The organism is Knoellia terrae, from assembly GCF_048606435.1.
GTDB lineage: Bacteria > Actinomycetota > Actinomycetes > Actinomycetales > Dermatophilaceae > Knoellia > Knoellia terrae.
The window spans coordinates 254,819-269,104 of sequence record NZ_JBMBWH010000001.1 but is presented as its reverse complement, the minus strand read 5'-3'; the positions used below and the strand labels follow the sequence as shown (position 1 = coordinate 269,104).

Annotated in this window: 15 protein-coding genes; 11 read left to right on the top strand and 4 right to left on the bottom strand. The window is 71.0% G+C overall.

Annotated elements, in window-relative coordinates:
- Positions 1-11 precede the first annotated feature (11 nt).
- A complete protein-coding gene (locus ACOJV9_RS01420; RefSeq protein WP_420183387.1) occupies positions 12-1,214 on the top strand; it encodes a DNA recombination protein RmuC in 1,203 nt (400 codons plus the stop codon).
- Positions 1,215-1,276: 62 nt separating this feature from the next.
- On the opposite strand, the gene ACOJV9_RS01415 is transcribed toward ACOJV9_RS01420, so the two are convergent.
- Positions 1,277-2,302 (bottom strand): 4-hydroxy-3-methylbut-2-enyl diphosphate reductase, encoded by a 1,026-nt coding sequence (locus ACOJV9_RS01415; protein ID WP_420183386.1) that lies wholly within the window; start codon positions 2,300-2,302, stop codon positions 1,277-1,279.
- A gap of 92 nt (positions 2,303-2,394) precedes the next feature.
- Between ACOJV9_RS01415 and xseA the strand changes: the two genes are divergently transcribed.
- Both xseA and ACOJV9_RS01405 read left to right on the top strand, forming a co-directional pair.
- On the top strand, positions 2,395-3,639 hold the full coding sequence (gene xseA / locus ACOJV9_RS01410) for an exodeoxyribonuclease VII large subunit (protein ID WP_420183385.1): 1,245 nt from the start codon (positions 2,395-2,397) through the stop codon (positions 3,637-3,639).
- A 10-nt stretch (positions 3,640-3,649) separates the two neighbouring features.
- Complete coding sequence (locus ACOJV9_RS01405) at positions 3,650-3,925, top strand: exodeoxyribonuclease VII small subunit (RefSeq protein ID WP_420183384.1); 276 nt, start codon at positions 3,650-3,652, stop codon at positions 3,923-3,925.
- Positions 3,926-3,937: 12 nt separating this feature from the next.
- On the opposite strand, the gene ACOJV9_RS01400 is transcribed toward ACOJV9_RS01405, so the two are convergent.
- Positions 3,938-4,492 (bottom strand): DUF4245 domain-containing protein, encoded by a 555-nt coding sequence (locus tag ACOJV9_RS01400; RefSeq protein ID WP_420183383.1) that lies wholly within the window; start codon positions 4,490-4,492, stop codon positions 3,938-3,940.
- Between the two features lie 117 nt (positions 4,493-4,609).
- Here ACOJV9_RS01400 and glpX point away from each other — a divergent pair, with 117 nt between their 5' ends.
- The 4 genes from glpX to ACOJV9_RS01380 are packed head-to-tail and all read left to right on the top strand — an operon-like array spanning position 4,610 to position 7,944.
- Entirely contained in the window at positions 4,610-5,608 is a 999-nt protein-coding gene (gene glpX, locus ACOJV9_RS01395) for a class II fructose-bisphosphatase (protein ID WP_420183382.1), read from the top strand.
- Position 5,609: 1 nt separating this feature from the next.
- On the top strand, positions 5,610-6,551 hold the full coding sequence (locus ACOJV9_RS01390; RefSeq protein WP_420183381.1) for a PfkB family carbohydrate kinase: 942 nt from the start codon (positions 5,610-5,612) through the stop codon (positions 6,549-6,551).
- Positions 6,552-6,559: 8 nt separating this feature from the next.
- Positions 6,560-7,075: a beta-class carbonic anhydrase gene (locus ACOJV9_RS01385; RefSeq protein WP_420183380.1), complete on the top strand. Its 516-nt coding sequence runs from the start codon at positions 6,560-6,562 to the stop codon at positions 7,073-7,075.
- 29 nt (positions 7,076-7,104) lie between these two features.
- Complete coding sequence (locus ACOJV9_RS01380; protein ID WP_420183379.1) at positions 7,105-7,944, top strand: MOSC domain-containing protein; 840 nt, start codon at positions 7,105-7,107, stop codon at positions 7,942-7,944.
- On the opposite strand, the gene ACOJV9_RS01375 is transcribed toward ACOJV9_RS01380, so the two are convergent.
- Positions 7,931-8,581 (bottom strand): NAD(P)H-binding protein, encoded by a 651-nt coding sequence (locus ACOJV9_RS01375; protein ID WP_420183378.1) that lies wholly within the window; start codon positions 8,579-8,581, stop codon positions 7,931-7,933. The two genes, ACOJV9_RS01380 and ACOJV9_RS01375, sit on opposite strands and share 14 nt — an antisense overlap.
- Positions 8,582-8,679: 98 nt before the next feature.
- Between ACOJV9_RS01375 and ACOJV9_RS01370 the strand changes: the two genes are divergently transcribed.
- From ACOJV9_RS01370 to ACOJV9_RS01355, 4 genes are all read left to right on the top strand, one after another.
- Positions 8,680-10,038 (top strand): GH1 family beta-glucosidase, encoded by a 1,359-nt coding sequence (locus ACOJV9_RS01370; protein ID WP_420183377.1) that lies wholly within the window; start codon positions 8,680-8,682, stop codon positions 10,036-10,038.
- 131 nt (positions 10,039-10,169) lie between these two features.
- Complete coding sequence (locus ACOJV9_RS01365) at positions 10,170-11,009, top strand: transporter substrate-binding domain-containing protein (RefSeq protein WP_420183376.1); 840 nt, start codon at positions 10,170-10,172, stop codon at positions 11,007-11,009.
- Positions 11,010-11,105: 96 nt separating this feature from the next.
- On the top strand, positions 11,106-11,933 hold the full coding sequence (locus ACOJV9_RS01360) for an amino acid ABC transporter permease (protein WP_420183375.1): 828 nt from the start codon (positions 11,106-11,108) through the stop codon (positions 11,931-11,933).
- A 2-nt stretch (positions 11,934-11,935) separates the two neighbouring features.
- A complete protein-coding gene (locus ACOJV9_RS01355) occupies positions 11,936-12,784 on the top strand; it encodes an amino acid ABC transporter ATP-binding protein (protein WP_420183374.1) in 849 nt (282 codons plus the stop codon).
- Between the two features lie 133 nt (positions 12,785-12,917).
- Here ACOJV9_RS01355 and glmM read toward each other — a convergent pair whose 3' ends face one another.
- Complete coding sequence (gene glmM, locus ACOJV9_RS01350) at positions 12,918-14,264, bottom strand: phosphoglucosamine mutase (protein ID WP_420183373.1); 1,347 nt, start codon at positions 14,262-14,264, stop codon at positions 12,918-12,920.
- Positions 14,265-14,286: the final 22 nt, after the last annotated feature.

Genomic DNA, 14,286 nt, shown 5'->3' with positions numbered 1-14,286 from the left:
CGGTGTCACCCATGAACCCCTGGATCGCGCTGGTCACCGGCATCGTCATCGGTGCCGTCGTGGCCTTCCTCCTGCTCCGTTCGACGTATGCCGTCCGCGCGGCGTCCGCGGCCACCGAGCGTGACCTGCTGCGCGAGCGGGTCGTGGACCTCGAGGCCTCGCTCGCCGAGGACCTCGAGACGGCCTCCCTGCTCGCGCCGCTGCGCGACGCCCTGGGCCGGGTCGAGCACCAGGTGGGGGTGCTCGAGCGCGACCGGGTCGAGCAGTTCGGCGCGCTCCGGGCCGTCATGGGCAGGGTGGAGTCGGAGGCGCAGCACCTCGGCCGGCAGACCCAGTCGCTGGCCGGGTCGCTGCGCTCGTCGTCGGTGCGTGGGTCCTGGGGGGAGGTCCAGCTGCACCGCGTCCTCGAGGCCTCGGGCATGCTCGCGCGCTGCGACTTCGAGGAGCAGGTCCGCGCCCGCAGCCGCCATGACCGCGACGTCCGCCCCGACGTCGTCGTGCGGCTGCCGGGCGGCCGCTCGCTCGTCATCGACGCCAAGGCGCCGATGAGCGCCTTCCTCGACGCCCAGACCGAGGACCTCGCCGACGACGAGCGCACCCAGCTGCTGCGCGAGCACGCCACCGCCCTGCGCCAGCACGTCCACGCGCTCTCCGCCAAGGACTACTGGTCCGCGTTCGACTCCTCGCCCGAGATGGTCGTCTGCTTCGTCCCCAGCGACGCCATGCTCGCCGCCGCGCTGGCCGCCGATCCCGGCCTGCACGAGCGGGCGATGACGTCGAGGGTGGTGCTCGTGGGGCCGGGCGCGCTCCTGGCCCTGCTGCGCACGGTCGCGTTCGGCTGGCAGCAGGACTCGCTCTCGACGAGCGCCCGCGAGCTGCTCGCCCTCGGTCAGGAGCTCTACAAGCGGCTGTCCACGCTCGGCACCCACGCCGCCAAGATGGGGCGGTCGCTGCACGCCACCGTCGAGAGCTACAACCAGTTCGTCGGTGCCCTGGAGTCCAGGGTGCTCGTCACCGCCCGGCGCATGCAGGAGCTCGACGTCGTCAGCGACGAGCTCCCGCACCTCGTTCCCGTCGAGACCGGGCCTCGCGTCCTCACCGCGATCGAGCTGCTCGAGGCGGTGGGCGCCGAGGACGAGCGCCCCGACCTGCTGTTCGACGCGCCGGCACCGGAGCCGGCGCACCGGCTGAAGGGCGACGACCGCGCCGTCTGACCGCCGGGGGGCGGGGCCCGGCTCGACGTCATCCGTCGGGGGCGGCTCCGGGACGGGCTCGGTCAGTGCAGCGAGCCTGCCTCGGCGAACGACCCGTCGTGGCGCATCTTGTCCGAGAGCCCCGCGGCCTTGAGGTCGCGGCGGATCTCGTTGGGCAGTGAGAAGATCAGCGACTCCTCGGCCGCGACGACCGGCTTGACGTCCTCGTAGCCGCGCTTGGCGAGGAAGTCGAGGACGCCGCGCACGAGGAGCTCGGGCACGGATGCCCCCGAGGTCACGCCCACGGTGGCAACACCGTCGAGCCACGACGGGTCGATCTCGTCGGCGTAGTCGACGAGGTGGCCGGCGCGTGAGCCGTGCTCGAGGGCCACCTCGACGAGACGGACGGAGTTGGAGGAGTTGCGGGAGCCGACGACGATCATGAGGTCGCAGTCGGGGGCCATGCGCTTGACGGCGAGCTGTCGGTTCTGGGTGGCATAACAGATGTCGTCACTGGGCGGGTCCTGCAGCAGCGGGAACTTCTCGCGCAGCCGGCGGACGGTCTCCATGGTCTCGTCGACCGACAGCGTCGTCTGCGACAGCCAGACGACCTTCTCGGGGTCGCGGACCGTGATGGTGTCGACGTCGTCAGGACCGTCGACGAGGGTGATGTGCTCCGGCGCCTCACCGGCGGTGCCGACGACCTCTTCGTGCCCCTCGTGGCCGATGAGCAGGATGTCGAAGTCGTCGCTGGCGAAGCGGACCGCCTCGCGGTGCACCTTGGTGACGAGGGGGCAGGTGGCGTCGATGGTCCGCAGGCTCAGGGCCTTGGCCTCCTCGTGCACGACCGGGGCGACGCCGTGGGCCGAGAAGATGACGGTGGCGCCCTCGGGCACCTGGTCGGTCTCCTCGACGAAGATGGCGCCCCGCTTCTCGAGCGTCGTCACGACGTGCTTGTTGTGGACGATCTCCTTGCGGACGTAGACGGGGGCGCCGTAGAGGTCGAGGGCCTTCTCGACGGTGACGACGGCCCGGTCCACGCCCGCACAGTAGCCGCGCGGGGCAGCGAGCAGGACCCGCTTGGTGGCCTGGTCAGTCGTGGCGGTCATGCGTCCCATCGTAGGCGGGCCGGCTGGGCCTCCCCTGTGCGCCGTCCGACGGCCCGGCACCGGTGACACCGCCCGCTCCTAGAGTGGGCGCCGTGAGCAGCACACCTGAGCGTCCCGCCCTGCCCGAACGGGCGGGTGACACGACGGCCGAGGCGCCGTGGCCGGTGCGGCTGCTCAGCATGAAGATCGCCGACTACGTCGACAAGATGTCGGTCGTCTGGGTCGAGGGGCAGGTCGTCCAGTTCAACCGGCGCCCGGGTGCACGCACCGCCTACCTCACCCTGCGCGACACGGACGTCGACATGTCGCTGTCGGTCTCGATCCAGGTCAACGCCCTCGACGCCATGGCCGCGCCGGTCCGTGAGGGCGCTCGCGTCGTCGTCCAGGCCAAACCCTCCTTCTGGACCCAGCGCGGCACCCTGACGATGGACGGGCGGCAGATCCGGCCGGTCGGCGTGGGCGAGCTGCTCGCCCGCATCGAGTACCTCAAGCGCAACCTCGCCAGCGAGGGGCTGTTCGACGCCGACCGCAAGCGGCCCCTCCCCTTCCTCCCCCGGCGCATCGGGCTCATCTGCGGACGGGCGAGCGCCGCGGAGAAGGACGTCGTCGAGAACTCGCGCCGCCGGTGGCCGAGTGCGCGCTTCGAGATCCGCCAGGTGGCGGTCCAGGGGTCGACGGCCGTCACCGAGGTGACCCAGGCGCTCGGCGAGCTCGACGGCATACCGGACGTCGACGTCATCGTCATTGCGCGCGGCGGCGGCAACGTCGAGGACCTGCTCCCCTTCAGCAACGAGGCCATGCTGCGCGCCGTGGCGGCGGCGTCCACACCCGTCGTCAGCGCGATCGGCCACGACGTCGACTCTCCGCTGCTGGACCTGGTGGCCGACCACCGGGCCTCCACGCCCACCGACGCCGCCAAGGCGATCGTCCCCGACGCCGAGCGCGAGCACCAGCTCGTCGTGGCGGCCCGCACGCGCGGTCGCCGCGCGGTCCAGGCCCGGCTGCACCACGAGCGCCGCCGCCTCGTCGAGCTGCGCACCCGACCGGTGCTGGCCGACCCGGGAGCGTTCGTGCGGGTGCAGCGTGAGGTGGTCGAAGCCCTGCGCGCCCGCGCCCGGCGCCGCACCGAGGCCCAGCTGCACCGGCACCAGGACGGCGTGACGCACCTGCGCGCACAGTTGCGGACGCTCTCGCCCCAGTCGACCCTCGACCGCGGCTACGCGATCGTCCAGCGTGTCCCGGGAGACATCGTCACCGACCCGCACGTGCTCGACGTCGACGAGCTGCTGCGGGTGACGGTCGCCCGAGGCGACTTCGGCGTCCGGACCGCGGGTTAGGGTGCTCGACATGGCCAAGGACATCTCCCCGCCCGGCCCGGACGACACCGCGAGCGCTCCGAGCGCCCCCGGCGCTGCTGCCGGAGCCGACGGCGCCGATGCCAACACCGACGTCCCGCAGATGAGCTACGAGGCGGCTCGTGACGAGCTCGTCGACATCGTCGCCCGGCTCGAGAACGGACAGGTCGGACTCGAGGACAGCATGGGCCTGTGGCAGCGCGGCGAAGCCCTGGCCGCGCACTGCGCCCAGTGGCTCGACGACGCCGAGGCCCGGCTCAGCGACTGACGGACCGCGCCGTCAGGGGTTGACCGGCTCGAGGCGCTCGGCGACGAAGGCCAGCTCCTCGAAGGTGCCTGTGCCGGTGAGCAGGGTCGTCAGCTCCCCGGACTCGGTGCGCCGGTCGAGCAGGCTGTTCTGGACCTTGGCGCCCCGCTCGAACTTCAGCCACGTGATGCCGGCGGCCTGCAGCTCGCCGACGCGGCGTGCCCGGTTGGTCTGGGCCTCGACCCAGCCACGGGTGGCGTCACGGGTCTGCTCGACGGCGACGTAGTTGCCGGACGGCGCCTGGTAGCCGGCGTGCCAGGTCATCAGCCCGTCGGTGCTCCTGACGTAGCGGGCACTCGTGGTCCTCCAGCCCTCCGGGAGGTCGACGGCCTCCGAGATCGGCCACCCGCTGTCCCGGGCGACGGTGAGGGCCGTGCCGTGCACGTCGACCGTGGGCCCGCCGAGGGTGTTGACCCGCGGGGTCATGAACCAGATGACCGCCATGAGCGCGCCGATGACGACCAAGGAACGCACCATATTCGCGTTCGATCCCATGGAGTAGCGGCTCGGGGTCGGCGTCGTGCTCACCCCTCCATGGTCGCTGATGACCGCAGGAATCCTGCCATCGGGTCGGCGCTAGAGTCGTCGCGCAGACACGGCACTCACCACGCCACGCCGCACCCGGTCAAGGAAGACAGGTCCACGATGCCCGACGCCCCGTCCATGAACGTCCCCGACCGCAACCTCGCGCTCGAGCTCGTCCGGGTCACCGAGGCGGCCGCGATGGCCGGTGGCCGGTGGGTCGGGCGCGGTGACAAGAACCGCGCCGACGGTGCTGCCGTCGAGGCCATGCGTGCCCTCATCGCCACGGTGGAGATGCGCGGGACGGTCGTCATCGGCGAGGGCGAGAAGGACAACGCCCCGATGCTCTTCAACGGTGAGCGGGTCGGCAACGGCTCGGGAGCGGAGGTCGACGTCGCCGTCGACCCGATCGACGGCACGACCCTGGCCGCCAAGGGCATGCCGAACGCCATCGCTGTCATGGCGGTGAGCGACCGCGGCACGATGTACGACCCGAGCGCCGTCTTCTACATGGACAAGCTCGTCGCCGGACCCGAGGTGGCCGACGTCGTCGACATCCGCCTCCCCCCGGCCGAGAACGTCCGCCGGATCGCCCGTGCCAAGAAGGAGCGACCCCAGGACGTCACCGTCGTCATGCTCGACCGGCCCCGCCACGAGGCCCTCGCCCAGGAGGTCCGCGACGCCGGGGCCCGGATCAAGTTCATCTCCGACGGTGACGTGGCAGGTGCCATCTCAGCCGCGCGCGAGACCACGGGCATCGACCTCCTCCTCGGCGTCGGCGGCACACCCGAGGGCATCATCACGGCCTGCGCGATCACGTGCCTGGGCGGCGTGATCCAGGGCCGCCTCTGGCCCCAGGACGATGACGAGCGGCAGAAGGCGCTGGACGCCGGCCACGACCTCGACACGGTGCTGACCACGGAGGACCTCGTCACCTCCGACAACTGCTTCTTCGTCGCCACCGGCATCACCGACGGTGAGCTCCTCCAGGGCGTGCGCTACTCCCGGGGCCGGGCGACGACGAACTCCATCGTCATGCGCAGCAAGTCGGGGACGGTCCGCGTCATCGAGAGCCACCACGTGCTCGACCGCACGGCGGGACTGCCGAAGGGCGACGGCTGACATGGCCGCGACCCCACAGGTCCTCGTCGTCGGCGAGACGCTCGTCGACATCGTGCACTCCCCCGACGGCATGGTCAGCGAGCACGTCGGCGGCTCACCCGCCAACGTCGCCATGGGCCTGGCGCGGCTCGGCCACGACACCGTCCTTGCCACCTCGCTCGGCGACGACGCCCACGGCACGCGCTGCCGCGGCCACGTCACCGACCGGGGCGTGGCCATCGAGAACCTCGACGCCGGGGACCACCCCACCTCCACCGCCATCGCGACCCTCGACGACTCGGGGGCTGCGGAGTACGACTTCGACCTGCACTGGGACCTGCGGGCGGTCGACCGCCTCGAGAGGTTCGCGCACGTCCACACCGGGTCCATCGCCGCCACGCTCACCCCGGGTGCGTCGGTCGTCGCCGACACCCTGCGCGACGGCCGCGCGCACGCCACCATCTCGTACGACCCCAACGCCCGCCCCACGATCATGGGCGACGCCGACGGGGTGCGCTCGCACATGGAGCGGCTCATCGCCCTCAGCGACGTCGTCAAGGCCAGCGAGGACGACGTCGAGTGGCTGTATGCCGGTCAGTCCCTTCCCGACGTCATGGCGGCCTGGGGCGGGCTGGGTCCCGGGCTCGTCGTGGTCACCCGGGGCGGCGACGGCGTCACCTACCGCGTGAGCTCCAGCGGCGAGGTCGCTGCCGCTCCTGCACGGGTCGACCGGGTGACCGACACCGTGGGCGCCGGGGACTCGTTCATGGCCGGCCTCGTCTCGGGCCTGCTCGACGCCGGGCTGCTCGGCGGCGCCGAGGCACGCACCCGCCTGGCCGAGGCCGGGCTGGCCGATGTCGCCGGAGCCATCGACCGGGCCATGTCCTCGAGCGCCGTCACCGTCGTGCACGCCGGCGCCTACGCCCCCACCCGTGACGAGCTCCCCTCCGCCACCGACCGATGAGGACCGACGTGAACGAGAACCCTCCTCCCACCGCCGCCTTCGACGACCTCCTGACCGCCAACGCCGCCTTCGCCGAGCGGTTCACGCTCGGCGGCTTCGACGGCATCGCCCACAGCGGGGTCGCCGTGGTCACATGCATGGACTCCCGCATCGACCCGCTCGGCATGGTCGGGCTCTCCCCCGGTGACGCCAAGATCTTCCGCAACCCGGGCGGTCGCGTGACCGCGGCGGCGCTCGAGGCGCTCGTCCTCGGCGTGCACCTCCTCAACGTCCAGCGCATCCTCGTGGTCCCCCACACCCGCTGTGCCATGACGGCGCACACCGAGGTCGAGCTGCGCGCCCTCATCGGCGAGAAGGCCGGCACCGACGCGTCCTGGCAGGGCTTCCACGTCGTCCCGGACCAGGACGCTGCCCTGCGCGCCGACGTCGCGGCGATCCGCTCGCACCCCCTGATCCCCGACACCGTCGAGGTCGGGGGCTTCCTCTACGACGTCGACACCGGCCTGCTCGAGCACCGCGCCTGAGTGCGACGAGCCGACGAAGGAGGCATGCCGTGAGGGTCGTTGCGCTCAACGTGCACCCGGTGAAGAGCTGCGCGATCCGACCGGTGGGCTCGGCGAGCGTCGAACGCGCCGGGTTCGCCGGTGACCGCCGCTGGATGGTGGTCGACGCCGACAGGACACTCGTCTCCGCCCGTGAGCTGCACCGGCTGTTCTCCGTCGTCCCGGACACGCCGCAGACGAGCGAGGAGGTGACGTCGGGACTGCGACTGCGCGCGCCGGGCGCGCCCGACCTGCACCTCGACGGGGCCAGCGGCGAGGAGGTCGCCGTCCGGCTGCACCGCCACGACCTCACCGGCTCGCTCGTCTCCCCCGAAGCCGACGCCTGGCTCTCTGAGGTCCTGGGTTCCCCCGGCCTCCGGCTGGTGAGGTGCGTGGACCCGACCCAGCGGGCGCTCAACCCGGACCACAGCAAGAGCGGGGACCACACGGCATACGCGGACGGCTATCCCGTGACCCTCGCGAGCCGGGCCTCCCTGCGGCGGCTGCAGGACTGGGTGGCCGAGACGGCGGTCGAGCGCGGTGACGCCGCGCCCGACCCGCTGCCGGAGCAGCGCTTCCGGGCGAACGTCGTCATCGACGGTGACCTCGAGCCGTTCGTCGAGGACACCTGGACGAGCGTCCGCATCGGTGGGGTGGGGTTCCGGGTGGCCAAACCGGTGGACCGCTGCGTCATGACGACGATCGACCCCCGCAGCCTCGACACCGGTCCGGAGCCGATCCGCACGCTCGCGCGCCACCGCCGGTGGGACGGCAAGACGTGGTTCGCGATCCAGCTCATCCCCGACCGCACCGGACCGGTGCGCGTCGGGGACGACGTCACGCCGGGCTGAGCGCCTCGGCGATCGGGGTGTCGCCGTTGTTGAACTCGATGGTCGACCCGGCCAGGTCGGGGTGGTCGACGACGTGGGCCGCGACCGTGGCCACGTCGTCGCGCGAGACCGTCCCGCTCTCCACTCCGGAGCCGGTCTCGATCAGGCCCGTGCCGGGCTCGTCACTGAGGGCGCTCGGACCGAGGACGACCCAGCGCAGCGCCGACGCACGCAGGTGCGCGTCGGCCGCCGCCTTGGCCTCGGCATAGGTGTGGAACGGGTTGTCCTGCGGCACACCATGATCGAGGCGGGCCCCGAAGTAGGACACCATGACGTAGAGCGGGCTCCCGGCCTGCGCGGCCCCATCCATGGAGCGGATGGCGGCGTCCCGGTCGACGGCGAGGGTGCGCTCGGGGCTTCCTCCGCCGGCGCCGGCCGACCACACGACGACGTCGACGCCCGCGAGCGCCGACGCCATGTCGGCCACCGACATCGACTCGACGTCGAGGACGGCCGGCGTCGCGCCGACGGACTCGATGTCCGCGCACTGGTCGCCACGCCGGATCCACGACGTGACGTCGTGGCCGGAGTCAGCGAGGATCCTCGCGAGACGGAGGGCGACCTTGCCGTGCCCGCCGATGATCGTGACGGCGGCCATCAGGCCGGAGCGCTGATCGTGTGGAGGGTCGTGGTGACTGCGTCGTGTGGCATGCCATCACCCTGCCCGAGGATGGTGGGCGGCACTACGTTGGGTCCATGACGTTCCAGACGACCTTCCCCGACGGCTTCCTCTGGGGAGCAGCCACCGCGAGCTACCAGATCGAGGGGGCCGTCTCGGAGGACGGACGCTCGCCGTGCATCTGGGACACCTTCGCCGCGACCCCCGGCAAGGTGCTGGGTGGCGAGTCCGGTGAGGTCGCCTGCGACCACTACCACCGCATGGAGTCCGACGTGGACCTCATGAAGGACCTCGGCCTGCAGGCGTACCGCTTCTCGGTCGCCTGGCCCAGAGTCATCCCCACCGGGACGGGGGCGGTCAACCAGGTCGGGCTCGACTTCTACTCGCGCCTGGTCGACCGGCTGCTCGACAACGGCATCCGTCCGTTCGTCACGCTCTACCACTGGGACCTCCCGCAGGTGCTCGACGACCGTGGTGGCTGGCTCGACCGCGACATCAAGGACTGGTTCACCGACTACACCGCCGCCGTCGTCGGAGCCCTCGGTGACCGGGTCACCAACTGGACCACGCTCAACGAGCCCTGGTGCTCCTCGGTCCTCAGCTACGCCATCGGGGCTCACGCTCCCGGCCACACGGATCCGGCCGAGGCGCTCGTGGCCGCCCACCACCTCTCGCTCGCCCACGGAACGGCGGTGCCCGTCATCCGGGAGCTGTCGCCCGGCGCCGAGGTGTCCATCACGCTCAACCCCACCCAGGTGCACGGTCCCGACGACCCGGACGAGCGCGACGTCGACGCCGTCCGTCGGGCCGACAACGCGCTCAACGGGATCTTCTTCGGGCCGCTCTTCCACGGGGCCTACCCCGACGGGATGCTCGAGGACACGGCGCACCTCACCGACCACTCCTGGATCCACGACGGCGACCTCGCGGTCACGAGCGCGCCGCTGGACAACCTGGGTGTCAACAACTACTTCCCGACCCGGGTCCGCTTCTCGGAGGGGGCGCGAAACCCCATGCCCGGCTGCGACGGCGTCGAGGAGACCCCCCCGCGGCCCCCGCTCACCGACATGGGCTGGGAGATCTCCCCTGACAGCCACCACGACATCATCCTGCGGTCGTCGAAGGAGTCGGGGCTGCCCATCTACATCACCGAGAACGGCTCCGCGTGGCCGGACGAGGTCGACGCGGACGGTGCAGTCCACGACCCGGACCGGACGGCATACCTCCACGGCCACCTCGAGGCGGGACACCGGGCGATCAAGGACGGGGCGGACGTCCGCGGCTACTTCGCGTGGTCCCTCATGGACAACTACGAGTGGGCGTTCGGCTACAGCAAGCGCTTCGGGATCGTCCACGTCGACTACGACACGCAGCAGCGGACCGTCAAGGACTCCGGGCAGGAGTACGCGCGGATCATCGCGGCCCACCAGCGCTGACGGGCTGCCCCCACAGGTCACGATTCGGGCGTCCGATCGCACGAATCCGGTCGATTCGGTCCGCCGCTGGGTAGGGTCAGCGACTAGTCAGACGTGGGTCGACCACGTCCACTACTGCCAAGGAGTACCCGGTGACCACCTCACGTACCCGTCGCGCCAGCACCTTCGCTGCCGTGGCCCTCGTCTCCGCCCTCGCCCTTGCGGCGTGCGGCTCCAGCGACGGTGACGGCGACGCCGACCCCGCCGCCTCCAACGCCAGCGGCATCACGACGATCGAGTCGGGCAAGCTCAAGGCCTGCACGCACCTGTCCTACAAGCCGTTCGAGTTCAAGGAGGGCTCCAAGGTCGTCGGCTTCGACGTCGACCTCATGGACCTCGTCGCCAAGGAGCTCGGCCTCGAGCAGGAGGTCGTCGACATCGAGTTCGCGACCATCACCTCCGGCGCGGCGTTCGCCGCCAAGAAGTGCGACGCCGGCTACGGCGCGACCACCATCAACGACGAGCGCAAGAAGGCCGTGCTCTTCTCCGACCCCTACTTCGACTCCACGGCGGCCCTGATCGTCAAGAAGGACTCGGGTGTCACCGACCTCGCCAGCCTCAAGGGCAAGAAGCTCGGCGTTCAGACCGACACCACGGGCCAGGAGTTCGCCGAGAAGGAGAAGGACGCCAACGGGTTCACGCCGGTCGTCTTCGACGACCTGCCGACGCAGCTCGCGGGTGTGCTCGCCGGCCGCGTCGACGGTGCGATCAACGACAACGGCCCGCTGCTCGACTACGCCAAGGACAACCCGACGACCGAGGTCGTCAAGGAGTTCGACACCGGCGAGCAGTACGGCCTGATGTTCAAGAAGGACGACCCCAACGGCACCAAGATGGCGGAGAAGGCCAACGAGGTCCTCAAGGCCGCCAAGGCCGACGGTCGCTACAACGAGATCTACAAGAAGTGGTTCGGGGTCGACGCCCCGAAGTGATCCTTCCTTCGACGCCGAGGGCGGCGGTACGGTTCGACCGGACCGCCGCCCTTCGGCGTCTCTGGTTCCAGCATCCGCAGGTCGGTAGGAGATCCGATGAGCACCAGCAGCACCACTGAAGCTCCCGCGAAGAAGAAGCTGTCCCCGCGCAAGCGCGCCCAACGGATCCGCTGGGCCCAGTACGCCCTGCTCGTCGTCGTGGCGCTCGCCCTCGGCCTGACCGCGAACTGGCCGCAGATCGGGGAGCAGTTCTTCGACCCCCAGCTGATCAGGGACACGCTGACCCAGGGCGTGGGCTCCGCACTCAAGAACACGATCGTCTACACCGCGGGTGCCTTCGTCATCGGCCTCCTCCTGGGCACCGTCCTCGCCCTCATGCGCCTGTCGTCCGTCGCCCCCTACCGCTGGCTCGCGACGGTCTGGATCGAGTTCTTCCGTGGCCTGCCGGCGATCATCGTCTTCATCGCGTTCGGGCTCATGTCGCTCGCCTTCGAAGGGTTCGTCATCCCCTACGACCCGTACGGCACGGTCTGGGTCGCCCTCGGCCTGGTGGCCTCCGCGTACATGGCCGAGACCATTCGCGCGGGCATCCAGGCGGTCCCCCCGGGCCAGATCGAGGCGGCTCGTTCCCTCGGTATGCCGGCCGGTGTCGCGACCCGCAAGATCGTCCTTCCGCAGGCGTTCCGGGTCATCACCCCACCGCTGACCAACGAGCTCATCCTGCTCGTCAAGGACTCCTCGCTGGTCTACGTCCTCGGCCTCTCGGCGAGTGGCTACGAGCTCACCAAGTACGGGCGGCAGCTGTCGAGCGACAACGCCAGCCTGACCCCCCTCGTCGTGGCGGGCTTCTGCTACCTCATCATCACCCTCCCCCTGTCCCTCATCGTGCGTCGCATGGAAGCCCGTCAGAAGAAGGAGCGCTGAGCATGTCCGCCACCGGAACGCCCGTCGTCGAGGTCACCGACCTGCACAAGTCGTTCGGCTCCAACCACGTCCTCCGGGGCCTCGACGCGACGATCCACCAGGGCGAGGTCGTGTGTGTCATCGGCCCGTCCGGGTCGGGCAAGTCGACCTTCCTGCGCTGCATCAACCTGCTGGAGCAGCCCACGAGCGGGTCGATCAAGGTCGGCGGGGACGAGGTCACCGACCCCGACTGCGACATCGACTCGATCCGTCGCAACATGGGCATGGTCTTCCAGCAGTTCAACCTCTTCCCGCACCTGTCGGTCCTCGACAACTGCACCGTGGCCCAGACCACCGTGCTCAAGCGCGGCAAGGAGGAGGCCCAGGCCAAGGCTCGCGAGAACCTCGACAAGGTCGGGCTCTCCGACAAGGCCGACGCCTACCCGGCCCAGCTCTCCGGCGGACAGCAGCAGCGTGTCGCGATCGCCCGGGCGCTGTCGATGGACCCCCAGCTCATGCTCTTCGACGAGCCCACGTCCGCCCTCGACCCCGAGCTCGTCGGTGACGTCCTCTCGGTCATGCGCCGGCTCGCGAGCGAGGGCATGACGATGTTCGTCGTCACCCACGAGATGGCCTTCGCCCGTGAGGTCGCGGACCGCGTCATCTTCATGGACGGGGGCAACATCGTCGAGGAGGGAGCTCCCAGCCAGGTCATCGGCGAACCGCAGGAGGAGCGCACGCGCGTCTTCCTCCAGCGCGTGCTCGACCCGACGCACGTCGACCCGGGAGCCGAGGACGCGGCATACGCCAAGCGCCACGTCGCCGACACAGCCGGCACACGAGCGGACCCGACGCTCGAGACGCACCACTGAGGTCGCCGCGCCCCGCACGGCCAGCACGACGGCGCAGGCTCGGCCCCGGCCCTTCTCACTTATTGCCCCAGAACGACCGCAGGAGCCCCGATTCGGGGCTCCTGCGGTCGTTCTGGGGCAATCAGTCGGCGGGTCAGAGGGTGAGGCGGTCCTTGACGACGGCGACGAGGCGCTCGGCGACGGCCTGCGCGTCCTCCGCGGTGACGGCCTCGACCATGACCCGGACCACGGGCTCGGTGCCGGACTTGCGCAGCAGCACCCGGCCCTTGCCGTCGAGCAGTGCGGACTCAGTGGCGACGGCGGCCTGCACGCCCTCGTCGCTGTCCACGCGGGCCTTGTCGACGCCCTTGACGTTGACGAGTACCTGCGGCATCCGGGTCATCACCGTGCCCAGGTCGGCGATGGTGCGCCCCGTCTCCGCCATGCGGGCGGCGAGCATGAGCCCGGTGAGGACGCCGTCACCGGTCGTGCCGTGCTCCGCGAGGATGACGTGCCCCGACTGCTCGCCACCGAGCGTGTGCCCGGAGCGGCGCATCTCCTCGAGGACATAGCGGTCTCCCACCGCAGTCTGCTTGACGGTGATGCCCTCGCGCTCCATCGCCTGGAGCAGGCCGAGGTTGCTCATCACGGTGGCGACGAGGGTGTTGCCGGCCAGGGCCCCGCGCTCCTTGAGCGCGACCGCGAGGATGCCCATGATCTGGTCGCCGTCGACCTCGTTGCCGTCCGCGTCGACGGCCAGACAGCGGTCCGCGTCACCGTCGTGCGCGATACCGAGGTGGGCGCCCCTGGAGGTGACGGCCTGCTTGAGGTGATCGAGGTGGGTGGACCCGTAGCCGTCGTTGATGTTGAGGCCGTCCGGCTCCGTGCCGATCTCGATGACATCGGCGCCGGCGAGCCGGAAGACCTCCGGTGAGACGGACGAGGCCGCCCCGTGGGCGCCGTCGATGACGACGCAGAGGCCGTCGAGGCGGTTGGGGAGGGCGTCGAGGAGGTGGGCGACGTAGCGGGCCTGCCCGGCGCGGTTCTGGTGGACCCGCCCGACCTGGGCACCGGTCGGGCGCTCCCACTCCCCGCCCAGACCTGCCGCGATCTCGTCCTCGACTGCATCGGGAAGCTTGTGCCCGCCGGACGCGAAGAACTTGATGCCGTTGTCGGGCATGGCGTTGTGCGAGGCCGAGAGCATGACGCCGAAGTGGGCGTCCATGTCCGAGGTCAGGAAGGCCACCGCGGGCGTGGGGAGCACCCCCACGTTGTGGACGTCGACACCGGCCGAGGCGAGGCCGGCGACGACCGCGGCGCCGAGGAACTCACCCGAGGCCCGCGGGTCGCGTCCCACCACGGCCTTGGGGCGACGACCGGCCTCACGGGCCTCCCGACCGAGGACGTGCGCCGCGGAGACGGCCAGCTGCAGGGCCAGGTCCGCCGTGATGTCGACGTTGGCGAGCCCTCGGACCCCGTCGGTCCCGAACAGTCGTGCCATGCGTGTGCCGTGCCTTTCCTCG

Coding starts and splice junctions, on each gene's coding strand:
- ACOJV9_RS01420 (WP_420183387.1), top strand. CDS start 12: ATGAACCCCTGGATCGCGCTGGTCACCGGCATCGTCATCGGTGCCGTC.
- ACOJV9_RS01415 (WP_420183386.1), bottom strand. CDS start 2,302: ATGACCGCCACGACTGACCAGGCCACCAAGCGGGTCCTGCTCGCTGCC.
- ACOJV9_RS01405 (WP_420183384.1), top strand. CDS start 3,650: ATGGCCAAGGACATCTCCCCGCCCGGCCCGGACGACACCGCGAGCGCT.
- glpX (WP_420183382.1), top strand. CDS start 4,610: ATGCCCGACGCCCCGTCCATGAACGTCCCCGACCGCAACCTCGCGCTC.
- ACOJV9_RS01390 (WP_420183381.1), top strand. CDS start 5,610: ATGGCCGCGACCCCACAGGTCCTCGTCGTCGGCGAGACGCTCGTCGAC.
- ACOJV9_RS01375 (WP_420183378.1), bottom strand. CDS start 8,581: ATGGCCGCCGTCACGATCATCGGCGGGCACGGCAAGGTCGCCCTCCGT.
- ACOJV9_RS01370 (WP_420183377.1), top strand. CDS start 8,680: ATGACGTTCCAGACGACCTTCCCCGACGGCTTCCTCTGGGGAGCAGCC.
- ACOJV9_RS01360 (WP_420183375.1), top strand. CDS start 11,106: ATGAGCACCAGCAGCACCACTGAAGCTCCCGCGAAGAAGAAGCTGTCC.
- ACOJV9_RS01355 (WP_420183374.1), top strand. CDS start 11,936: ATGTCCGCCACCGGAACGCCCGTCGTCGAGGTCACCGACCTGCACAAG.
- glmM (WP_420183373.1), bottom strand. CDS start 14,264: ATGGCACGACTGTTCGGGACCGACGGGGTCCGAGGGCTCGCCAACGTC.